The organism is Bacteroides muris (ex Afrizal et al. 2022) (assembly GCF_004793475.1).
GTDB classification, from domain to species: domain Bacteria; phylum Bacteroidota; class Bacteroidia; order Bacteroidales; family Bacteroidaceae; genus Bacteroides; species Bacteroides muris.
Genome location: NZ_SRYZ01000007.1, coordinates 96,716 through 118,404, shown reverse-complemented (window position 1 = coordinate 118,404; position 21,689 = coordinate 96,716). Strand labels below are relative to the sequence as shown.

General features: G+C 44.9%; 22 protein-coding genes and 1 tRNA gene. 4 read left to right on the top strand and 19 right to left on the bottom strand.

From position 1 onward, the window contains the following. Positions 1-102: 102 nt before the first annotated feature. The 4 genes from E5355_RS05530 to E5355_RS05515 are packed head-to-tail and all read right to left on the bottom strand — an operon-like array spanning position 103 to position 3,708. Entirely contained in the window at positions 103-870 is a 768-nt protein-coding gene (locus tag E5355_RS05530) for an MBL fold metallo-hydrolase (protein ID WP_136009503.1), read from the bottom strand. Positions 871-882: 12 nt separating this feature from the next. Beyond that, positions 883-1,902 carry a UDP-N-acetylmuramate dehydrogenase gene (murB, locus tag E5355_RS05525; RefSeq protein ID WP_168354282.1) on the bottom strand — a complete coding sequence of 340 codons (1,020 nt, stop codon included), beginning with the start codon at positions 1,900-1,902 and terminating at the stop codon, positions 883-885. Beyond that, positions 1,883-2,731: a DUF4348 domain-containing protein gene (locus E5355_RS05520; RefSeq protein WP_136009502.1), complete on the bottom strand. Its 849-nt coding sequence runs from the start codon at positions 2,729-2,731 to the stop codon at positions 1,883-1,885. The genes murB and E5355_RS05520 overlap by 20 nt, the downstream gene beginning before the upstream one ends. A gap of 20 nt (positions 2,732-2,751) precedes the next feature. Then, a complete protein-coding gene (locus tag E5355_RS05515) occupies positions 2,752-3,708 on the bottom strand; it encodes an NAD-dependent epimerase/dehydratase family protein (protein WP_136009501.1) in 957 nt (318 codons plus the stop codon). A 144-nt stretch (positions 3,709-3,852) separates the two neighbouring features. On the opposite strand from E5355_RS05515, the gene kbl reads away from it, so the two are divergent. Then, on the top strand, positions 3,853-5,040 hold the full coding sequence (gene kbl / locus E5355_RS05510) for a glycine C-acetyltransferase (protein WP_136009500.1): 1,188 nt from the start codon (positions 3,853-3,855) through the stop codon (positions 5,038-5,040). Positions 5,041-5,138: 98 nt separating this feature from the next. On the opposite strand, the gene E5355_RS05505 is transcribed toward kbl, so the two are convergent. From E5355_RS05505 to purU, 9 genes are all read right to left on the bottom strand, one after another. Then, positions 5,139-5,621, bottom strand: a complete 483-nt coding sequence (locus tag E5355_RS05505) for a ferritin (RefSeq protein ID WP_136009499.1) — start codon at positions 5,619-5,621, stop codon at positions 5,139-5,141. A 144-nt stretch (positions 5,622-5,765) separates the two neighbouring features. After that, positions 5,766-6,926 (bottom strand): diaminopimelate decarboxylase, encoded by a 1,161-nt coding sequence (gene lysA, locus E5355_RS05500; protein ID WP_136009498.1) that lies wholly within the window; start codon positions 6,924-6,926, stop codon positions 5,766-5,768. Positions 6,927-7,005: 79 nt separating this feature from the next. Beyond that, the gene (locus E5355_RS05495) at positions 7,006-8,331 is read right to left on the bottom strand and encodes an aspartate kinase (RefSeq protein WP_136009497.1); all 1,326 of its coding nucleotides are present in this window, start codon (positions 8,329-8,331) and stop codon (positions 7,006-7,008) included. A 122-nt stretch (positions 8,332-8,453) separates the two neighbouring features. Continuing rightward, a complete protein-coding gene (locus E5355_RS05490; RefSeq protein WP_136009496.1) occupies positions 8,454-9,155 on the bottom strand; it encodes a cell division ATP-binding protein FtsE in 702 nt (233 codons plus the stop codon). A gap of 28 nt (positions 9,156-9,183) precedes the next feature. After that, positions 9,184-9,795: a bifunctional phosphoribosyl-AMP cyclohydrolase/phosphoribosyl-ATP diphosphatase HisIE gene (gene hisIE / locus E5355_RS05485; protein WP_136009495.1), complete on the bottom strand. Its 612-nt coding sequence runs from the start codon at positions 9,793-9,795 to the stop codon at positions 9,184-9,186. Positions 9,796-9,811: 16 nt separating this feature from the next. Next, a complete protein-coding gene (gene hisF / locus E5355_RS05480) occupies positions 9,812-10,567 on the bottom strand; it encodes an imidazole glycerol phosphate synthase subunit HisF (protein ID WP_136009494.1) in 756 nt (251 codons plus the stop codon). A 51-nt stretch (positions 10,568-10,618) separates the two neighbouring features. Further along, entirely contained in the window at positions 10,619-11,341 is a 723-nt protein-coding gene (gene hisA / locus E5355_RS05475; protein WP_136009493.1) for a 1-(5-phosphoribosyl)-5-[(5-phosphoribosylamino)methylideneamino]imidazole-4-carboxamide isomerase, read from the bottom strand. A gap of 20 nt (positions 11,342-11,361) precedes the next feature. After that, positions 11,362-11,952 carry an imidazole glycerol phosphate synthase subunit HisH gene (hisH, locus tag E5355_RS05470; RefSeq protein WP_136009492.1) on the bottom strand — a complete coding sequence of 197 codons (591 nt, stop codon included), beginning with the start codon at positions 11,950-11,952 and terminating at the stop codon, positions 11,362-11,364. Positions 11,953-12,021: 69 nt separating this feature from the next. After that, positions 12,022-12,879 carry a formyltetrahydrofolate deformylase gene (gene purU, locus E5355_RS05465; RefSeq protein WP_136009491.1) on the bottom strand — a complete coding sequence of 286 codons (858 nt, stop codon included), beginning with the start codon at positions 12,877-12,879 and terminating at the stop codon, positions 12,022-12,024. Positions 12,880-13,233: 354 nt separating this feature from the next. Here purU and E5355_RS05460 point away from each other — a divergent pair. Further along, positions 13,234-13,307, top strand: a tRNA-Asp gene (locus E5355_RS05460). A 357-nt stretch (positions 13,308-13,664) separates the two neighbouring features. On the opposite strand, the gene E5355_RS05450 is transcribed toward E5355_RS05460, so the two are convergent. From E5355_RS05450 to E5355_RS05425, 6 genes are read right to left on the bottom strand one after another with little or no spacing between them, the layout of a single operon-like run. Next, complete coding sequence (locus tag E5355_RS05450) at positions 13,665-14,975, bottom strand: DUF58 domain-containing protein (RefSeq protein WP_136009490.1); 1,311 nt, start codon at positions 14,973-14,975, stop codon at positions 13,665-13,667. Continuing rightward, on the bottom strand, positions 14,972-15,946 hold the full coding sequence (locus E5355_RS05445; protein WP_136009489.1) for an AAA family ATPase: 975 nt from the start codon (positions 15,944-15,946) through the stop codon (positions 14,972-14,974). The genes E5355_RS05450 and E5355_RS05445 overlap by 4 nt, the downstream gene beginning before the upstream one ends. Positions 15,947-15,957: 11 nt before the next feature. Then, a complete protein-coding gene (locus E5355_RS05440) occupies positions 15,958-17,181 on the bottom strand; it encodes a DUF4350 domain-containing protein (RefSeq protein WP_136009488.1) in 1,224 nt (407 codons plus the stop codon). Next, on the bottom strand, positions 17,178-17,792 hold the full coding sequence (locus E5355_RS05435; protein ID WP_136009487.1) for a DUF4129 domain-containing protein: 615 nt from the start codon (positions 17,790-17,792) through the stop codon (positions 17,178-17,180). The genes E5355_RS05440 and E5355_RS05435 overlap by 4 nt, the downstream gene beginning before the upstream one ends. Before the next feature lie 9 nt (positions 17,793-17,801). Beyond that, positions 17,802-18,746, bottom strand: coding sequence for a hypothetical protein (locus E5355_RS05430; RefSeq protein WP_136009486.1), 945 nt, complete (start codon positions 18,744-18,746; stop codon positions 17,802-17,804). Further along, on the bottom strand, positions 18,727-19,689 hold the full coding sequence (locus tag E5355_RS05425) for a stage II sporulation protein M (protein ID WP_136009485.1): 963 nt from the start codon (positions 19,687-19,689) through the stop codon (positions 18,727-18,729). The genes E5355_RS05430 and E5355_RS05425 overlap by 20 nt, the downstream gene beginning before the upstream one ends. A gap of 100 nt (positions 19,690-19,789) precedes the next feature. On the opposite strand from E5355_RS05425, the gene E5355_RS05420 reads away from it, so the two are divergent. Both E5355_RS05420 and E5355_RS05415 read left to right on the top strand, forming a co-directional pair. After that, entirely contained in the window at positions 19,790-20,515 is a 726-nt protein-coding gene (locus E5355_RS05420; protein ID WP_136009484.1) for an RDD family protein, read from the top strand. A 212-nt stretch (positions 20,516-20,727) separates the two neighbouring features. Then, positions 20,728-21,603, top strand: coding sequence for a PfkB family carbohydrate kinase (locus E5355_RS05415; RefSeq protein ID WP_136009483.1), 876 nt, complete (start codon positions 20,728-20,730; stop codon positions 21,601-21,603). Positions 21,604-21,689: the final 86 nt, after the last annotated feature.

The window sequence follows — 21,689 nt, the reverse complement described above, 5'->3', positions numbered from 1 at the left end:
GTCTAAACTGACGGGCTAATTCTTCGTATCCTTTGTTCTCGCTGAATAGTTACCAAAAATAACATTTTCCACTAATAAAACAAAACAAATGTTTCAAAAAGTTTAGAAATCTATTTCAAGTCCATCGTAGGCAAAGTGTACATGAGGTGGCAGCTGCTTTTCGATGTCGGCATGAAGCCCTGCATGATGGCTCATATGGATAAAATAGGTTTCTTTAGCGCCAATACGTCCAGCTGCCTTCAACGCCTCCGAAATATTCTGGTGTGTAGGATGCGGTTCTGGTCGTAAAGCATTAATTACCAAAACGTCCAAGTCCTTCAATTGTTCATAAGATTCCTCAGGCATCGTGTGCATATCCGTGATATATCCCACACGACCACCAATACGGTAACCCAGAATGGGAAGCCTGCCGTGCATCACCCGTAAGGGCAACACCTCCGTCCGATTGATGTGGAACGCTTGCCCCGCTTCCACTTCCTGCAAATAGATACGCGGAATTCCCGGATATACTTTATCTACAAAACAGTAAGGCATCCTTGCCCGTAAATGGGCAATAGTGTAGGCATTGGAATAAATAGGAATATCAGCAAAACGGCCGAACGGGCGCAAATCATCCAGACCGCCCACATGATCATAATGTTCGTGTGTCACAAGTACACCGTCTATCTTCTCAAAAGAAGAAGCACTCAACATCTGTTCCCTGAAGTCAGGACCACAGTCTATCAATATTACCGCATCATCTGTATGCAGCAGGGATGATGCACGCAAGCGGTTGTCCCGCGGGTCAGTAGAAGTGCAGACCGGACAAGTACAACCTATCTCAGGCACACCTGTCGAAGTTCCACTTCCTAAGATTCTGAGTCTCCCCATTATCAACTATCATTAAATCAAACAAACTTCCGGGTAAATGTCAATGCCGAATTTCTCGCGGACAGAAGCCCGCACGGCATCCGAAAGAGCAACAATATCCGCTCCCGTAGCACCACCCAAATTCACCAGTACCAATGCCTGCCGGTCGTGCACTGCAGCAGGCCCAAGCGCTTTGCCTTTCCAATTACACCGGTCTATCATCCAGGCAGCCGGTACCTTTACCCAGCCGGCATCCACATCATAGTGAGGCATATCCGGATATTCCTGTTGCAAAGACTCGAACTGCTGACGCGGCACAATAGGATTCATAAAAAAACTACCCGCATTGCCCAGCACCTTCGGATCAGGCAACTTGATTTGACGGATGTCTATAATCACACGGCGCAAAGTTTCCAAATTCAGCACCGGATATTTCTCCAGTTCCTCCCGGATAGTACCATAATCCAATGTATAATGTTCACGTTTACTTAGACAGAAGTTCACATAAGTCACAAACACAGTCTTCATCTCCGGTTGCTTAAACAAGCTCTTTCTGTAGGAGTAGCCGCATTCGTCCACCCCGTAGATACGCTTCTCCCCTGCTATGTTTATGGTTTCCACGGAAGTTATCAAGTCTTTTACTTCCACGCCATAGGCACCAATATTCTGTACTGCGCTTGCCCCTACCTCACCTGGTATCAGCGAAAGGTTCTCAACACCATACCAATGTCGCTCCACACAGTAAGCCACAAAATCGTCCCATATCACACCGGCACCCACACGCACCGACACGCATTCCTCATCCTCCGAAGTCACTTCCAAACCACCAATGCATGAATGCAGCACTGTACCTTCATAATCCTTGATAAAAAGCAGATTGCTCCCTCCGCCAATATGTAGCCACGGCGCAATAACATGTCCTGCCGCAATCAATTCCCGCAGTTCATCCTCCGAACTGTATTCCAACAATCTTGCAGCAGTAACATCAATTCCAAATGTATTGGGTATCTTCTTCAAACCCTCTCTCCTTATTTTAAATGCTTGTGTCTTCATACTTGTACAGCTCCCATCCCTTAGTCCGTTTGCGAAAATAAAAGATATTGGAGTATCCGTTTCCTATACCATTCACCTTCAATATTTTGGTATCTGACAAATCCTCATTCTTCTGTCCATAATTGATATTAGACAATCTGTCGGTAGGCATTATCGGACGGAAAGCGTACCACTGTTCTACATCCAAGGTAGTTTCTAAGATAGAGAACTCATCATCAGGATCTATGGTGATGAATTGTAGCGGATGGCTGATATGCTTGCTCTGATATACACTGTCCGTCACAAAATGGGTATAGAATTCCACGAAGTCTTCATTTTCATCTTTCTCCATCTCGCGCAAATTGATGGCCTCGAGCATCCACATTCCCCGCTTCTTCTCAAAATAATAACGCTTCATCACACGCGTTTTCAAGAAAATCCACTCCACTTGTACCGATGTCAGAGTAGTATCGCCCACCATGTCCATATCCTCTTCCTTATCAAAAAGCAAGGTGTAATAGTTCTGCTTAGCAAAAAGATAATCGTGCTTCCAAAAATTTTCCTCTATTTTCGACGGAGTATCACGATTATAATAGGGTAAAGGAAATACTGTCCTTTGCTTTTGAAGAACATCATCCGAAGCATAATTGAAGACAAAGTCATCAAACAGCTCGTCTGCTTCCATTGGCTTCAGTTCTTCCTCCACTTCTGCTTCCTGCAGCGTATCGGCCTTTTGACCGACCGAATCTACCATTTCCGTAATGGTAATAAAGGGATTCATTTTCGCCTTTTTGTTTCCGCACGAAACCAAAAAGGCGAATAACAAGAATCCCAATAAAAGTTTTTTCATTCGTTGCAGACCACTTACGATCACTTGTTTAATTTAGCCTTCAACTTCTCAAGCATATCTACAGTCATAGATTCCAAATCATACTGCGGCATCCAGTCCCATTCCTCGCGTGCACAAGAATCATCCAAAGAATCGGGCCAACTGTCAGCAATAGCCTGCTTCAACGGATCAATCTCGTATACCATTTCAAAACCGGGCACATGCTTCTTAATTTCCTGATAAATCTGCTCCGGGTCAAAACTCATGGAAGCGATGTTGAAGGCATTACGGTGCTTCAGCCTTGCTGGTGCAGCTTCCATCAGCGAGATGGCTGCATTCAGCGCATCGGGCATATACATCATATCCATATAGGTACCAGCCTTCACCGGACATACGAATTTATCTCCCTTCACAGCAGAGTAGAAAATATCTACTGCATAATCCGTAGTGCCGCCACCCGGAGGAGTCACGTTCGAAATGATTCCCGGAAAACGTACCGAGCGTGTATCTACACCATATTTTGTATAGTAATAGTCACTCAACAATTCAGTCGTCACTTTTGTCACGCCATACATAGTACGCGGACGCTGAATAGTGTCTTGCGGTGTCTTCACGTGAGGTGTAGCTTCACCAAATGAACCGATGGAACTCGGGGTAAACACTGCACAATTGTACTCGCGCGCCACTTCCAGCACATTCCACAATCCGTCGATACCGATTTTCCAAGCCATAGCCGGACGGCTTTCGGCAACTACCGATAGCAAAGCTGCCAAATTGTAGATTGTATCAATCTTAAACTGACGCACCACCACCTCGATTGACTGACGGTCTGTCACGTCGGCAATGGCCGAAGGACCAGATGCTTTCAATTCTCCCTTGGGCATAGCACTCGGAATGTATCCGGCTACAACATGATCGTCTCCATAACGTTTACGCAACTCCAGCGTGAGTTCCGATCCAATTTGCCCAGTAGCTCCAATTACCAAAATATTCTTCATAACGAGTTATTTATAAGGTTTTGTTATTATAAATGCTGCAAATATACAAACTTTTTTTTCATATTTCTGCCATATTGTTATTGTTTATTCCAAGAAAATGATGTTCTTTGTAGAAAAAATGTATTACCTAAAAAATAAAATGCTATGTACGGTAAAATGAAAGACCATCTCAGCAAAACTCTTGCTGAAATAAAAGAAGCCGGACTCTACAAGGAGGAACGACTGATTGAGAATGCACAACAAGCTGCTATCACCGTAAAAGGCAAAGAAGTATTAAACTTCTGTGCCAACAATTACTTGGGACTGTCCAACCACCCGCGGCTGATTGCCGCCGCTCAGAAAATTATGGAACGCCGTGGATACGGCATGTCATCCGTACGCTTCATCTGCGGAACGCAGGACATCCATAAGGAACTGGAAGCAGCCATCTCCGACTACTTCAAAACTGAAGACACCATTCTTTATGCCGCTTGTTTCGACGCCAATGGTGGTGTGTTCGAGCCCCTCTTCACCGAAGAAGACGCCATCATCTCGGACTCCCTGAACCATGCTTCCATCATTGACGGCGTGCGTCTCTGCAAAGCCAAACGCTATCGCTATGCCAATGCCGATATGGCCGACCTGGAAAGATGCCTGCAAGAAGCCCAGGCACAGCGTTTCCGCATCGTTGTTACAGACGGAGTATTCTCCATGGACGGCAACGTTGCTCCGATGGACCAGATTTGTGACCTTGCCGAGAAATATGACGCACTAGTCATGGTGGATGAATCACACTCTGCCGGTGTGGTAGGCCCCACAGGACATGGTGTGAGTGAGCAATACGGCACCTATGGACGTGTAGACATTTATACTGGTACTTTGGGCAAAGCTTTTGGCGGTGCTTTGGGCGGATTCACTACCGGACGCAAGGAAATTATCGATTTATTGCGCCAACGTAGCCGTCCGTATCTCTTCTCCAACTCATTGGCTCCGGGTATTATCGGTGCCAGCCTCGAAGTATTCAAAATGCTGAAAGAGAACAATACACTTCATAATAAACTAGTAGAAAACGTGAATTATTTCCGCGACAAGATGACTGCTGCCGGTTTTGACATCAAACCGACACAAAGTGCCATCTGTGCCGTCATGCTATATGATGCCAAACTTTCCCAAATTTATGCTGCCCGCATGCAGGAAGAAGGCATCTACGTCACCGGCTTCTACTATCCCGTAGTTCCCAAAGACCAGGCACGCATCCGCGTACAAATCTCTGCTGGACATGAAAAGGAACATCTGGACAAATGTATTGCTGCATTTATTAAGGTAGGGAAAGAGCTCGGAATACTGAAATGAGTTATTTATTGATGTTTTTTGTATGTTGCAAGCAAATAACTCATAACTAAACAAAAAATCCCGCGACTAATCAGTCGCGGGATTTTTTTTGTCATTTCTTATTTGCGTTCTCCCAACTTCACATCAACAAAGAAGATTCCGTTAGTACCAGCTTTCTTCATCATATCCACAATGCCAGCAGCAGTAGCTTCTTCTTCTACCTGCTCACGTACGAATCCCCAAAGGAAGTCTTGTGTAGCCTTATCTTTTTCTGCAGCAGCGACATCCACCAATGTATCAATCATCTTTGAAACACGGCATTCGTGTTCATAAACCTGCTCGAACACTTCCAACGGAGTACCAAAATCATTGGGAACAACATCAATCTTATCCAATTTAGCCTTACCGCCACGCTTGATAATATAAGAAGCCATTTCGCAAGCATGAGCTTTTTCTTCAGAAGCTTGTTTCTTCAACCAGCAAGCCATACCATTGTAACCTTCTTTTTCCATATAGAAGGACATTGCCAAATAAAGGTTGGAAGACCACATTTCGGCTGTAATCTGCTCATTAATTGCATTCTGTAATTTTTCTGTAATCATAATCGTATTTATTTAAATTGAAATCATTACAAAAATAACAAGAAACCTTAAAAGTTGTTCACACAATAACATTTTTTATATAAAAACAGTACACATAGTATAGGATAAATATCTCATCAACTATGACACACGCCTTTAACCTATCTATACCAATTCGTCCGAAGTATACCCTTGAGGTAGCTCGCGGCAATTATAACCTGAAGCCATAATCTCACCATAAGCACCTGCCGAACGGAGGGCAATAAAGTCACCACGTTTCACACCATTCAAATCAATGGCCTTGCCGAATACATCGGAAGACTCGCAGATAGGACCTACCACATCATAAGTCTGGACTGGTGCATCTGAAGTAATATTCTCTATCTTATGAAACGCTTGGTAAAGTGCCGGACGAATCAAATCCGTCATGCCTGCATCCAAGATAGCAAACTGCTTATTGGTACCCTGCTTTACATAAAGCACCTGCGAAATCAATGAACCGCACTGTCCCACTACCGCACGTCCCAGTTCGAAATGGAGCGTCTGGTGAGGACGAAGTTTTAGATGACTGTTATAAGTCTCGAAATAACTTTTAAAATCAGGTATCGACTGACGGTTAGGGTGACCGTAATCAATGCCCAATCCTCCCCCTACATTCACATGCTCAATACGGATATGACGAGCTTCCAGCTTATCCTGCAACTCATTGATGCGGTTACACAAAGCTACGAAATCCCCCATATCCAATATTTGGGAACCAATATGAAAGTGTAACCCAATGAATCTCAAGTTTTTCATATCATGCGCCATATCTATCACGTGATTCATATCCTGCATGCTGATACCGAACTTATTCTCGGCTAACCCAGTGGTAATATTAGCATGAGTATGGGCACCTACATTGGGATTGATACGAAAAGCTACGTTAGCTATCTTGCCTTTGGCAGCAGCCAGCTCATTAATAATCTCCAATTCGGGAACAGATTCCACATTAAAGCAAAAAATGTCATAATCCAATCCCAGATTAATTTCCCAATCAGCCTTACCGACCCCGGCAAAAACAATCTTATCGGTAGGAAAACCAGCCTTAATGGCCGCACGGATTTCACCGCCGCTTACGCAGTCGGCACCCAAACAGTTCTCGCGGATAATAGCAAGCACCTTGGGATTGGCATTAGCCTTCACCGCATAATGCACTGAATAATTACCATACTTCGCCACTTCCGTACGAATATGAGAAAGCGTATCACGCAAAACCTTTGTATCGTAGTAATAGAAGGGAGTACGCAATTCGCGGAATTTATTGATGGGGAATGTTCCTTTCATAACTTTTATAATCCTTGTTCAGTTAAAAAAGCGCTTTTATCAACAAAGTAAAAGCGCTTTGGTTTATGCGGTTCTCTTATTATTGTTCTTCTCCGTTGAACAACGCATTGCTGAGTGACTGCAACGCTACTTTCTTGTCGCACTCTCGGATAAGGAAAGAAATATTATAGTTACTGCCACCGAAAGAAATCATACGTACTGGTATGTCGCGCATGGCATCCAACGCTTTAGCTTCGAAACCGACATTCTCCCATTCGAGGTCGCCTACTACACAGACGATGCACATATCCTTGTCCACTGTCACTGTGCCATACTTCTTCAAGTCATCCAGAATTTCATTGAGATGCTTCACATTGTCAATAGATACAGACACACCCACTTCTGAGGTACAAATCATATCAATGGAAGTCTGGTAGCTCTCGAATATCTCAAAAACCTTACGCAGAAATCCGTGAGCAAGCAACATCCGGCTGGATTTTATCTTGATGGCTGTAATATTATCCTTGGCAGCCACCGCCTTAATCTTACCCTTCTCTGTATCGTTGGAAATCAGCGTACCCGGAGCAGTAGGGTCCATTGTATTGAGCAGGCGGACAGGAATATTAGCATACTTGGCAGGCTGAATGCAAGTAGGGTGCAAAATCTTAGCACCAAAGTACGCCAACTCTGCGGCCTCTTCGAAGTGCAAATGACGTACTGGTGCAGTCTTATCCACAATACGGGGGTCGTTGTTATGCATGCCGTCTATATCCGTCCAAATCTCGATTTCGGAAGCGTCAATGGCAGCACCAATCAGTGAAGCCGTATAGTCACTTCCACCACGCTGCAGATTATCTATCTCGCCATAGGCATTGCGACAGATATAACCCTGAGTGATGTAAATCTCAGCATCCGAGTACAGTTCCAGCTGAATCTGGAGTTTATCCTTGATATAGACCGGATCGGGTTCGGCATTCTTATCCGTACGCATATATTCTAAAGCCGGAAGCAACACAGACTTCACACCACATTCCTGCAGATAGTAGTTCATCATGGCGGTGGAAATCAACTCGCCCTCAGCCAACACCACTTTCTCCTCAAACAGAGTAAAAAGGTCTTTGGTATAAGAACGGATATAGTCAAAATGAGATTTGATGAGTTCCAGACCTTTCTGTTTATACTCCGGAGTCGCAAAGAGTTCATCAATGTGCTGGCGATATTTACTCTCCAGCTTGTTGATAATTTCATTGGCACCTTCCGGATTCTTCTTGTACAGATAATCCGAAATCTCAACCAATGTGTTTGTGGTACCCGACATGGCAGAGAGAACCACAATCTTACGTTCACCATCGGTAATCAATTTAGCCACTTCCTTCATTCGCTGAGCCGAACCTACTGAAGTACCTCCAAACTTTAAAACTTTCATTTTCGTTCCTGTATTAATTAGTTTATAGTTACAAGCAACGAGCTACAAGTCAATAGCTGCGGAGCTTTATCATTAATTTATGTTCTTTATAAAAACCAGTAGTCAGAAAAACTACTTAACTACTAATCATTAGTTATTGCAGGGGCGTATTCTGCTGTAACATCAGTCATCAGATGGTCTGCGCATCGGTACACCCTGCCGGGAAACTCACGCAACAATTGCAGATTGTGCGTGGTCATCACCACCAATGCACCGGCCTCACTGATGCCGTGCAGAAGTTCTGCAATGGAATGTCCGGTTTCCGAGTCTAGGTTTCCGGTAGGTTCATCCGCAAGGATTATCTCTGGCGAGTTGAGCACTGCACGTGCAATCACAATACGCTGCTGCTCACCACCCGAAAGTTCATTGGGCAACTTATATCCTTTATTGCTCATCCCCACCAAGTTCAATACCTCTTCAATTTTATCCTTAATCTCTCCTTTACTCTTCCAACCGGTGGCACGGAGAACAAATTCAAGGTTATCGTACACTGTACGATCTGTCAGCAACTGAAAATCCTGAAATATGATTCCCAGCTTACGGCGCAACTGCGGGATGTGCTTACGCTTAATATGGAGCATGTCATACCCTAAAACTCCAGCCTCGCCCGATGCAATATCCAGTTCGCCATAGAAAGTCTTGAGCAGGCTCGTCTTACCGGAGCCCACTTTACCAACCAAGTACACAAACTCCCCTTTGTGAAGTTCCAAATTCACATCGTTCAGTACGCACAACTCCTGCTGGTGGATCTCTACGTCCTTATATTTTATCAGCGCTTCACTCACCCCCTGTTTAATTTTTAATTATTAATTATCAGTGCTTCTTCCACGTCGCACTGTGTCGTTCCTCCAATTCACGCACAAGATCTTCAATACGATATCCTTTGAACGTAAGCAATACGATGAGGTGATACAACAAATCGGCTCCTTCATAAATCAGACGTTCACCTGTACCGTTGCAAGCCTCAATGACTGTTTCCACAGCTTCCTCACCCACCTTCTGTGCCATTTTGTTTACACCGGACTGAAAAAGGCTGGTAGTATAGGAACCTTCAGGCATCTCGTCATAACGCTTGCTAATGAAATCTTGAAGCAACTTCAAGAACATTACGGGCTGTTCGTTCTTCTCACCCCAGCAGGTATCCGTACCAATATGGCAAACCGGCCCCATGGGATGTACCTGAATCAGCAAAGTATCCCGGTCACAGTCTTCCTTCATGGAAACCACATTCAAAAAATTTCCACTCTCCTCGCCTTTTGTCCAAAGGCGGTTCTTGGTACGGCTGAAAAAAGTCACCTTCCCGGTTTCTACCGTCTTCTCATAGGCTTCCTTGTTCATGAAGCCAAGCATCAGTACCTTAGCGGTATCTGCATCTTGTATAATTGCCGGAACAAGTCCGTTCATCTTATCAAAATTCAACATTATTTTAAGTTATGAGTTATTATCTTCTCATCGCAATTCCTTGGGCACAAAGATACGATTTTAATTCGGGAATTTTAATTTCTCCGAAGTGAAAAACACTAGCTGCCAAGGCAGCATCCGCTTTCCCATTCAAAAAAACATCACGGAAATGCTCTTTAGCACCTGCTCCTCCCGATGCTATGATAGGGATAGACAATCCGTCGGCAAGGTCGGAAAGCGCTTCATTGGCATAACCGGTCTTGACACCGTCATGATTCATGCTAGTGAACAAAATCTCGCCTACACCACGTTCCTGAGCCTCTTTTGTCCATGCGAACAATTCCTTATCCGTTTCCACACGACCACCGTTCAAGTAGCACCGCCATCCTTTATCTGTCTGTTTAGCATCGACAGCCAACACACACACCTGCGAACCGAAATTCTTTGCAATCTCGTCTATCAATCCGGGACGACGGATTGCAGAGGAGTTGATAGAGATTTTATCGGCACCTGCATTCAGCAGCCTATCTACGTCGCCCAATTCATGGATGCCTCCGCCTACAGTAAAAGGAATACTGATATTCGCGGCAATGCGCTTCACCAATTCGGTGAAAGTCTTGCGACCTTCAAAGCTGGCAGTGATATCAAGAAACACCAATTCGTCGGCACCCTGCTCACTATAAGCACGCGCCAGTTCTACCGGATTGCCCGCTTGACGGAGATTCACAAAATTAGTACCTTTCACAGTCTGCCCATCCTTAATGTCGAGGCAAGAAATGATTCTTTTTGCTAACACGGCAGTTCAAGTTATGAGTTATTATTATTGCCAATTATCAATTATCCAGTATCAATCAACAAAGCTTTCCAGTTCCTTGAAAGTAATGCGACCTTCGTACAGAGCCTTACCGAAAACAACAGCAGGTATACCCACGGCTTCCAACTGACGGATGTCATCGGCACAGCTCACCCCTCCGCTAGCTATCAAGTAGAGTTCGGGATATTGTTCCAATATATCCTTATACAGCGCCAACGATGGTCCTTGCAACATTCCATCGCAACTAATATCGGTACAGATAACTTTGCGGACACCTTCCTCCACATAGTATTTTAGGAACGGAAACAGTTCGCAGCCACTCTCGTCTTTCCAACCGTTGACAGCAATCTTAGACTCTTTCACATCAGCACCAAGAATAATCTTTTCAGAACCATACATCCGCAGCCACTTGCAGAACAATTCGGGGTTCTTCACAGCAATGCTGCCACCGGTCACCATCTGTGCACCGCTTTCAAAAGCTATTACCAAATCTTCGTCACTCTTCACCCCACCTCCAAAATCTATAATAAGAGATGTGCGCACAGCAATCTGCTCCAACATACGGTAGTTTACCACGTGATGGGAAGCCGCACCGTCCAAATCGACTACATGAAGTCTGCGGATGCCATGAGCCTCCAATTCCAGAGCTACTTCTACAGGATTTTCGTTGTACACCTTTTTACTGTCATAATCACCTTGGGAAAGACGCACACACTTTCCGTCAATAATATCAATAGCGGGAATCAGTTCTATCATTTTATTTACAATTTGACGATTTACAGTTCCAAAAAATTTCTCAAGATACGCTCTCCCACACTTCCACTCTTTTCGGGATGGAACTGTGTGGCGTAATAATTGTCCTTATGCAAAGCAGCACTGAACGGATGAATGTAATCCGTCACGGCTGCCGTACAATCATTAACAGGCACATAGAAACTATGTACGAAATAAACAAACTCTTCTTTAGTAAACCCTTTAAAAAGTCCGCTATTGGTCTGAGCAATGGTATTCCATCCCATATGAGGCACTTTATCCTCGTGCCTCTGCGAAATGAAACGCTTTACGTCAGCATCAAAGACACCCAAGCAGTCCACATCTCCCTCTTCAGAGTGGCGGCACATCAGCTGCATACCCAGACAAATACCTAACACCGGCTGACGCAACTCCTTTATCAGTTTATCCATACCACCAGCGCGCAAAAAAACCATAGTAGTTTCCGCCTCTCCCACACCGGGGAATATAACCTTATCGGCCGTACGTAGCACAGCCTCATCCGCTGTAATCACTGCCTCTACTCCCAAGCGTTTCAAGGCATAATCCACCGAACGGATATTACCCGCATTATATTTGATAACTGCAACCTTCATTCCTGCAATTGAATTGATAATAAAGAACTGATAATAAGTAACAAAGAATTTTCTTTTATCAATTATTCATCAATTAAATATTACTGTTTTATTCTTATATGCCAACACCTTGCGTTCAATATGCTTCTGAACGGCACGGGAAAGCACTATCTTTTCCAAATCCTTGCCTTTGTTCACCAAATCCTGTACAGTGTCCTTATGCGTAATGCGCACCACATCCTGCTCTATGATAGGGCCGGCATCCAACTCCGTGGTAACATAGTGGCTGGTGGCTCCAATAATCTTCACTCCACGTTCAAATGCAGCATGATAAGGTTTCGCTCCCACAAATGCCGGAAGGAAAGAGTGATGAATGTTGATTATCCGGTTGGGATAAGCATTTATCATTCGTTCTGAAATGACCTGCATGTAGCGTGCCAGCACTATAAAAGTGATTTTATACTTTGCCAGCAACTCCATTTCCTTCTTCTCTTGCTCCTCCTTTGTCTCTTTGGTAATAGGAAAAAGATGGAAAGGAATACCGAAACGTTCAGCAACATGCTGCAAATCGGGATGATTGCTTATTATAAGAGGTATATCCACATTCCATTCACCAGCGGTATAGCGTGCCAGCAAGTCGAATAAACAATGGGACATTTTCGAAACAAAGATAGCCATACGCGGTTTTGTATCGGAGAAATAGAGTCGGAAATTCATCTCATACTTCTGTGCATACAAAGTGGCGAAATAATCCTCAATCTTTTCCTGAGGCACCAGAAAATCCATCAATTCCCATTCGATACGCATGAAAAAGATATTCTCTACATGGTCTACATACTGATCCAAATAGATAATATTACCTTTGTTCACCGTTATAAAGTCTGTTACTTCTGCCAATATACCTGGTTTGTCAGGACAGTGCAGCAACAGTTTGGCTATTTTCATCATCCTAAAATGTTTTTCACTTTTCAAATTACAACATTCTCATTTTGAGTTCGCAAAAATAACTATTTATTGCAAAACAACGAACTTTTCGAGCAAGAAGTTTAAAAGAAGCCTCAAAAAGTTTCGTTTTCTCCAAGAATGGTTTTCTTATCAAAGATAAAACGGGGTACAAGCACATTTCTAAACAGATATTAAACTCAGTTTTTCTTATTTACATAACTCCCTAATTATTAACACTTAAAACAATTCACAATATAAATCTTTTAAAAAAAATCATCACAGCTATTGCAGATATAAAAAAAATGCCTACCTTTGCAACCGCAATCGAGAGAGATAGCAACTAAGAAATGAAATAATGGTGCGTTAGTTCAGTTGGTTAGAATACATGCCTGTCACGCATGGGGTCACGGGTTCGAGTCCCGTACGCACCGCGAAGAAAAAAGAAAACCTCCGAGATATTGAATCTCGGAGGTTTTCTTTTTTCTACTACTCCCCCTTTTACTCCCCCGGCCTTTTATTCCCCCCCATTTGACTCTTTGACTATCCATGATACCTACACTTGGCTCCATGTTTTGACCGCGTTTCACACGCACATGCCACGTAATTTCTCTAATAGCAAATCAAGGCAGCACACAGCATATGGCACGGTTACCAAATCATTACCTCAAAATTGGGTAATTCTCCCAAAGTCCTTTGTATAAGTCACTAACAGAAGCTCTCAAGAATTACCGGAAACCCGGATATCTTCACTATCTTTATTACGGATTATATAACCTTAGTTACTGTCTTTATATCTGGCTGCGTGACTTCATTTCCAGATACTTGTTTATCACATCCACAGAAAGATTCTCCGGTGTAGTCAGCAAAGAATAAATGCCATGCTGCTTCAAAGTGGAAACAATCAGCCGCTTCTCAAATACAAATTTCTCGGCAATGACATGACGGTAATAACCTTCTGTATCTTTTGCAGGCATGGCAATGTACTCTTTCAAATCAGCATCTTCAAAGAAGACAACAAGCAAACGGTGCTGTCGGTTCAACTGCTGCAGATAAGCCAGTTGGCGGTTCAGGCTTCTGATACCAGAGAAATTGGTGTACAACACCAAAAGGCTCCGTTTGCAAACACGCTTGTTCAAGTGTACACACAATGAAGAAAAGTCGGTTTCTCCAAAAGTCGTCTGCTGACTGTAAAGATTCTCAAGCAACATCTGCATTTGACCAGGCTGCCGGGAAGCGGGAGCAAACGTATCAAAATGCTCGTTGAACGTCACCAGTCCGACTTTATCCTCCTTCCGCATGACAACGTACGATAGGACAAGGGAAGCATTGATTGCATAGTCAAGCAAAGTCATTCCGCGAAATGCCTGCTGCATAACCCGCCCCTTATCTATCACATTATAGATTTGCTGGGAACGTTCGTCTTGATAGACATTGACCATAAGTTCGTGCCGCCGGGCACTCGCTTTCCAGTTTATCGTGCGGTAATCATCCCCTTTCACATACTCCTTTATCTGTTCGAACTCCGTATGATGCCCCACCCTACGGATGCGCTTTATACCCAGCTCGGTCAGATTGTCACTGATGGCCAGCAGCTCATACCGATGGAGCATCAGATAGGACGGATATACCTTAACATCCTGAGGAACACCGCAAGTATATCTGCGGGAAAGCAGTCCCATCCTGCTTTCCACAAACACCTGAATCCGTCCGAAAGAGTAAATCCCCCGCTGCGTGGGACGCAGATGATACATAATCGTCCTGCCCTCACTCGCCTGAAGCCTCATCCGGAAATCAACATTTCGCAATTGAAATACAAAAGGAATCTCATCCACCACTTCCACAGTCACCGGATACGGATAACTGCTCTCCACACGTATATTCACGCCGTTCTCATCTCCGTTTGAGAAACGGATAGCACATTGGCGGAATGCCCGAATGCCATGAACGTGATAGAGCATAGCCCCATCCACCAGCATCAACAAGGCCAAAACAAACAACGCCCACTGCCCGATTGCAAAGAACGGAGCAAAGACATACCCGATACCCATCAGCAGGATAATCAGCACAAGAACCATATAGAAGCGGCGGCCCAGTCTCATTTCGGAACTTCCACTTTATCAATCAGACGTTGCGTCACCTTTACCGACGAATAACCTTCCATCTCGGCTTCTGCCGTCAATATCAGGCGGTGCTGAAGCACATATGGAGCAATAAACTTGATATCCTCCGGTGTCACGAAATCGCGTCCTTGCAATAGTGCATACGCCTTCGAAGCCTGCATCATTGCCACGGACGCACGCGGAGAGGCTCCTAAATACACAGCCTTGCTGGTACGCGTCTGCTGCACAATCAACGCGATGTACTGAAGCAGTGTACGGTCTACAAACACACGCTCCATCAGTCTGCGCAATGACAGCAGTTCTTCCTTTGTAAGAACGGGCGCCAGACTGTCCAGCTTCACCAGCGAAGCATTCGTGTGGTGGCGCTCCAGAATATCCACCTCCTCCTCCAATGAAGGGTATCCCATAGTTATCTTCATCAGAAAACGATCCAATTGCGCTTCGGGCAACTTATAAGTCCCCTCCTGCTCCACCGGATTCTGGGTTGCCAGAATCGTATAGAGTTCTCCCATCTGATGCGTGGTACCGTCAATGCTGACCTGCCGTTCTTCCATGACCTCAAACAAGGCTGCCTGCGTCTTGGCTGGAGCACGGTTTATCTCATCCACCAGCACGATGTCGGCAAACACCGGTCCTTGATGGAAGTCAAAGTCATTGGTTTTCATGTTGAAGACCGTAGTACCCAGCACGTCACTCGGCATCAAGTCCGGAGTGAACTGAATACGGCTGAAGTCCGCCTCAATCAAGCGTGCCACCAGACGGGCAAGCAGTGTCTTTGCCACTCCCGGCACTCCTTCCAGCAACACATGACCGTTTGCCAGGACAGCCGTCAGCACCAGATCCACCGTCTGTTCCTGCCCCACTATGACCATAGCAATCCAATCCTTCAACACTTGTATCTTCTCGGAAAAGAGAGTCAAGTCCACTCGTTTTTCTGTGTTCACCTCCATAAATATCTTCTTTATATATGATTGATTATTTCATTCATTTTATCGACAAGCCGTTTCATCTCCTTCTCGGAAATGCTGCGCCCTCCGTACACCACCGGCCTTACCTCACAGATGAATGCGGCAATTTCCCCCGCCTCCATACCCGCCTTCCGGGCAATCCTGCCGAAAGAGCGCTCATCCTCTGCCACTTCCCTCACATCCACCTGTATTTCTCTCCTCAGTTCCTCCGTAAAATAGAAAAACTTCTTGCGGACCAAGTCTGCATGGTCTTTCTTCTGATAATAAAGGGTGCCTATCAACTCTACAAACTCCAAAGATTTATTCTCCGGTTCGCGGATAACGGGAATGGCACGCTGCTTTCTGCGGGCTGTAAATATCATAAAGAGCAAGATGGAAGCCATACTCAGGTACAATGCCCAGCGAAGCGGCGGCTGCGAAAGAAAATAGCGAAAAGGAGACATCTGTACCTGGGCTGTTTCTTTCATGTAGCTTTCGGTTCGGACAATGGGAAATCCACCCATTGGGGATAATATACGAAAAAGATAAGCCACATTTTTCCCATCCAGTACCCCATAGTTCGTAAAAAGCAGGGGAGTGGAAACCAGCATAACCTCCCCCTTTCCCCAAGAAACCGACATGGCAACCGGATGGGACTCTCCCCCAACAATAGTTTTTTTCGCCCATATTTCACAAGAAATGGAATCTGCAAAGAAATGGGACTGGCAAAGCTGGGGGTAGAAACAAAATACCTGACGAGGATAGATTGCTGAGTCCCCCACCCAATACAAACTGTCTTTTGAACGTAATGCAATGGCATCCTTCTTCAACGCTAATGGATTAAAAGAGGAATATCCACACTCAAATCCCAACGTATCTTTCAAGATACGGCTGAAAGAACTTCCTACCAGCGTAATCCGGTCTCCCCGTTCCGCCATCTTCAGCATTGCCTCCACATCCACATTCGTCAGATGCAGGTTGTCGGTGATAACCAGTATTCCACGACGGAGTGCCGTATCTTCCTGTTCCAACTCATAAAAGGTCTTTCTCGACAATGAATATCCCTTCGGCAATGATGAAGACAGCAGGCTGTCGAACACGGCGCAACCGAACGGCTGTTTATCATAATGGCTGAATGTAGGGTTCCAAACAAACTTCTTCGGCAGACGGCACTCTATCGCAAACATCAGTACCAGAAAAGCAATGATACCGGCTATAAACCAATGGTTTCCTTTCATGCCGTCTCTCCTTTCTCTACCTCTTTCTGTAAATTCTGCATGATACGGAACAATGCTTCGGTCGCCTCAAAATTTCCGTAACGCACCTGCAAGAAGTGATGGGTCATTTGGCGGAAAGCAGGCAGGCGGACTTCATAGATGTATTGCGTAGGCGTTTTATACAACTGCCAGTCTATACGTTTCCCATCACTAAGCCGTTTCAATGTCTGCAGATAAAGCAGACGCACAGCCTCCCGATAATCCTTCCGGGCAAGCACTCCAGTGATTTCTTTCGCAAAATCCACTCCATAGATGGTATCCTCCCCCACCGTATAGGGCGCGCCATTCTTGCGCGAACGCATGAACAGTTCCGGACGCTTCTTATATACAAACCAGATGACCAGCATCAAGATAAGGACCGCAATGCATATCAACACAACCTCCGAATATTCTTCTACGAACGTATTGCCAAATATCTTGTCCAGCAGCCTGCCGAACCACTTTCCAATCCACTCAAGCACATTGATTTCAGGAGCCATCAACTCACGGCTGTAAGCAAACGCCGGGTCGGACTGCCAAACGGCAATCTGTGCAGTATCATAAACCAGTGTATCAGCCGGAGCCATATTCATAGTCCGCTATCAGAGTTTGTCAAAATTGTCAATATCATTCTCCACCATCACATAATCTATCTTTTCCGAAGCATGACCGTATTGATAGGCCAGCCCCAGCAATGAGAAAATCATGGACAGATAGACTCCGAATGCCTGGACTACCGCCAACAGATAAAGCATAAAGTTATAACCTACCGAGACAGTGGCGCCACCACCCGTATCGGTCATCACAAAAATATATTTCACAATAGTCCCGATATACCACGGAATCATAGTCACTCCCTGCAAGATGAGGGCAATGAATCCCATAACAATGGAAATCAACACAATACCTCCCCAAGTAGCAAATCCCAGACGATAGGCTTTCTTCAAAGCATCCATGATATGAATATCTTCAAACAGATAAACAGGAGCCCAAATAGCAAGCGGCACAGACACCACAATAACAAGCAAAACAAACAGGGACACAAGTATCATAACCGGGATGATGGTAACCAGAAAACCGGCAACACCCCCCACAAGCAACACTAAAAGCACACCCACAATCGCTATCAGGAACAACCTTCTGACGTTACGGAACAACAAGGGCTTCAGCATCCCTAACGTCACTCCCTCCAAGCGTTCTTCCCGTTCATTGTAAGTACGGACCAAAGCGTAGACCAGAGAGGTCAGCATTACAGTCCCCAACAGATAGAGAACGGCATACAGACTATAATAAGTCACCAACATCATGACGGACGACCCGGCAACAGAAGAGTCGAACGAGCCTCCGGTCATATCACCCAAAGCCATTGCACCGCTCATCAGTCCGTTCAGGCTCAGCCCTTGAAGCAGACAAAGCGGCAAAATCAGATAGGTGGTAAACTTCATTAACAGCTTACTGTTCTCTTTGATAAAATCAAAGGCAGCGGTCAATTTCTCTCCAAAAGAGCGTTGTGCATACAGTGCGATTTTAGGTTTCTGCGCTTCCATGTTTCTTTCTGTCTGGTAAATAAATATAGTAAAAAAGAATAAACGACAAAGAGAGCAGGATAAAACCGAGCCTCAGGATATCCGGAAGTCCGGTATGGCGGGTGATAAAGCCTTCTATAAATCCTGCCATGACGAATACGGGGATCGTACCCACCACTATTTTCAATCCTTTCTTGGCTCCTCGCTTGAAAGATTCCAGCCTTGAATAGGTTCCGGGAAAAAGCCATCCGTTGCCCAGGGCAAGACCGGCGGCACCGGCTACAATAATTGCCCAGATTTCAAGTGTCCCGTGCAGCCAAATGGCAAGAGAGGACTCCCAAAGCAAGCCATGCTGATAAAAAAAGGTTTGGAAAGCCCCTAACATGATGCCATTGTTAAGGAGCATGTATCCGGTACCAAAACTGGTCAGCAGCCCCATGGCAAAGCAGTTGAAGGAGACCATGATATTGTTCAGCGTGATACCCAGAAACATAGGGAGCTCGGAGGAGCCGTTATATACAGCCATGGGTTCGCCATTGGCGATGTTGTTCAAAGTCATATCCACATAAGAATTTCCTAAAACCAAACGCACAAAATCGGGATCTCCGGTAGCGGATACCACTCCTATCAATGCGCTAACCGCAAATATAATGAAGGAAACCAACAGCTCACGGCGTGCATCGCGCATAGCCAAAGGTACTTCACGAGTCCAGTAGGTGACAATTCTTGACCATTTCTCGCGCTTATTTCTATAAATGCGGTTGTGCAACGCTGAAGCGAGATTGTTCAGATAGATAGTAATGCGGGAAGCGGAGAAATGCGTTTGGGCAAAAGCCAAGTCTGCCGTAAGCTCCATATATGCGTCGGCAAGCTCATCGGGAGACAGACTGTCTGCCTGCTCCACTATTTTTTCTGCTTGTTTCCATTTTTCGATGTTCCACCGGATAAACGTCACTTCTTTCATACTCCATGACTATCTCAGAGAAGTTTTGTCTGAAATTGGTAACAAAAATAAGAGAATAATGATATATTTGCAATGAAATACTGAAAATGTTTTATTAGGAATGGCAGAATCTACAATTATCACCGGACAGTTTGTCCGCATCAGTCAAACGCCTGCCAGTATCGGTGAGCGACTCATTGCACTGGTTATAGACTATATTCTGCTTGGAATCTATGTATTTTCTACTTTTGACTTGTTCTCACGAATTCACCTGCCTTCTGATTTCGCGATGCTTTTCTTCCTCGCTATCGTCTACCTGCCGGTCTTGTTCTACGCATTTCTTTGCGAAATGTTCAATCAGGGACAAAGTTTCGGTAAGCGGATAATGAACATCCGTGTCGTAAAAGCGGATGGCTCCACGCCCAGCATAGGCTCATACCTGCTCCGATGGTTTCTCTTCCCTATCGACGGACCGATGACCGGTGGCTTGGGACTTCTGGTCGTCCTTTTGACAAAAAACAGCCAGCGAATGGGAGACCTTGCCGCTGGCACCATGGTAATCAAAGAAAAGAATTACCGCAAGATACACGTCAGCCTCGATGAGTTCGACTACCTGACCAAAGACTACCGGCCTACCTATCCACAAGTTTCCGACTTATCATTGGAGCAAATCAACGTCATTACCCGGACCCTGCAATCGGGTAAAAAAGACCGTACACGCCGCATTGCTTCCCTTGCTAGAAAAGTGCAGGAACTTCTCTCCATCACCCCTCATGACAGTAGTCCGGAAAACTTTCTTCAAACCGTTCTCCGGGACTATCAATATTATGCCTTGGAAGAAATTTAATACAGACTTCCAGCCAAACTTCGTTATAATGGACGGTGAACATACATTAAAGGCCTGCAATGTATCATACATGCTCTTTTCGTTCTTAATGAATTCGTATTCAATAAGGCTACATTTACAGCTGCAAATATAGTCGAATTGTTATTAAATCACTATCTTCGCGCCCAATTTACGGAATCAATACAATAAAGAAATAAAAAGCCAACAAAGAAATGAATACACACAGTCTATGTTGCATCGGTTATATTACCCAAGATAAAGTCGTAACCCCTAAAAATACCATATACATGCCGGGAGGCACCTCTTTCTACTTCGCACACGCCATCAAACATTTGAATGCCAGCGATTTTCTATTGATAACAGCTTTGGCTGATACCGATATGGGCGTTGTGGAAGATATTCGGAAAGAAGGAATTTCCGTCAAAGCCTTGCACAGCACACATTCCGTATGTTTCGAGAATATTTATGGAGAAAACCAGAACGAACGTACACAACGCGTCACGGCAAAAGCAGACCCTTTCACCGTGGAAGGTTTGAAAGATATCAATGCACGGATTATCCACTTGGGCAGTCTGCTTGCCGATGACTTTTCTTTGGAGGTTATCAAGTTTCTGTCCGGAAAGGGATTACTCTCGGTAGATGTACAAGGATTTCTCCGTAAAGTGGACAATGAAAAAGTGCTGGCCGTAGACTGGCCGGAAAAGAAAGAAGCATTGAAGTATATCCATATTCTGAAAGCCAACGAAGCTGAAATGGAAGTGCTGACCGGATGCCGTGAACCACACGAAGCTGCATTACTGATTGCAGACTGGGGTGTCAAGGAAGTGCTGCTGACCCTGGGAGATAAAGGTTCGCTGATATATGCCCAAGGAGAATTCCACGAAATACCTGCCTATCCGGCCCTTCAGATTACAGATGCAACAGGATGCGGAGACACCTATATGGTAGGATATCTGTATATGCGCAACAAAGGTGCATCACATTGGGAAGCCGGATGCTTTGCTGCTGCCATGTGTACCATAAAACTACAATCACACGGACCATTCTGCGGAACGGAAGAAGCTATAAATAACGTGATAAGAGGATAAAATGATAGGGTGATATCTTGCTATCACCCTACCATCTCATTTATAATCCGAATCTCTTCACGGCATCTACCGGCTTATCTGCCTGT

Excerpts from the sequence above, each read along its gene's own strand:
- E5355_RS05530 (WP_136009503.1), bottom strand. The coding sequence starts at position 870 with ATGGGGAGACTCAGAATCTTAGGAAGTGGAACTTCGACAGGTGTGCCT.
- murB (WP_168354282.1), bottom strand. The coding sequence starts at position 1,902 with ATGAAGACACAAGCATTTAAAATAAGGAGAGAGGGTTTGAAGAAGATA.
- E5355_RS05520 (WP_136009502.1), bottom strand. The coding sequence starts at position 2,731 with ATGAAAAAACTTTTATTGGGATTCTTGTTATTCGCCTTTTTGGTTTCG.
- E5355_RS05515 (WP_136009501.1), bottom strand. The coding sequence starts at position 3,708 with ATGAAGAATATTTTGGTAATTGGAGCTACTGGGCAAATTGGATCGGAA.
- kbl (WP_136009500.1), top strand. The coding sequence starts at position 3,853 with ATGTACGGTAAAATGAAAGACCATCTCAGCAAAACTCTTGCTGAAATA.
- E5355_RS05505 (WP_136009499.1), bottom strand. The coding sequence starts at position 5,621 with ATGATTACAGAAAAATTACAGAATGCAATTAATGAGCAGATTACAGCC.
- lysA (WP_136009498.1), bottom strand. The coding sequence starts at position 6,926 with ATGAAAGGAACATTCCCCATCAATAAATTCCGCGAATTGCGTACTCCC.
- E5355_RS05495 (WP_136009497.1), bottom strand. The coding sequence starts at position 8,331 with ATGAAAGTTTTAAAGTTTGGAGGTACTTCAGTAGGTTCGGCTCAGCGA.
- hisA (WP_136009493.1), bottom strand. The coding sequence starts at position 11,341 with ATGATAGAACTGATTCCCGCTATTGATATTATTGACGGAAAGTGTGTG.
- hisH (WP_136009492.1), bottom strand. The coding sequence starts at position 11,952 with ATGAAGGTTGCAGTTATCAAATATAATGCGGGTAATATCCGTTCGGTG.
- purU (WP_136009491.1), bottom strand. The coding sequence starts at position 12,879 with ATGATGAAAATAGCCAAACTGTTGCTGCACTGTCCTGACAAACCAGGT.
- E5355_RS05450 (WP_136009490.1), bottom strand. The coding sequence starts at position 14,975 with ATGAGACTGGGCCGCCGCTTCTATATGGTTCTTGTGCTGATTATCCTG.
- E5355_RS05445 (WP_136009489.1), bottom strand. The coding sequence starts at position 15,946 with ATGGAGGTGAACACAGAAAAACGAGTGGACTTGACTCTCTTTTCCGAG.
- E5355_RS05440 (WP_136009488.1), bottom strand. The coding sequence starts at position 17,181 with ATGAAAGGAAACCATTGGTTTATAGCCGGTATCATTGCTTTTCTGGTA.
- E5355_RS05435 (WP_136009487.1), bottom strand. The coding sequence starts at position 17,792 with ATGAATATGGCTCCGGCTGATACACTGGTTTATGATACTGCACAGATT.
- E5355_RS05430 (WP_136009486.1), bottom strand. The coding sequence starts at position 18,746 with ATGGAAGCGCAGAAACCTAAAATCGCACTGTATGCACAACGCTCTTTT.
- E5355_RS05425 (WP_136009485.1), bottom strand. The coding sequence starts at position 19,689 with ATGAAAGAAGTGACGTTTATCCGGTGGAACATCGAAAAATGGAAACAA.
- E5355_RS05420 (WP_136009484.1), top strand. The coding sequence starts at position 19,790 with ATGGCAGAATCTACAATTATCACCGGACAGTTTGTCCGCATCAGTCAA.
- E5355_RS05415 (WP_136009483.1), top strand. The coding sequence starts at position 20,728 with ATGAATACACACAGTCTATGTTGCATCGGTTATATTACCCAAGATAAA.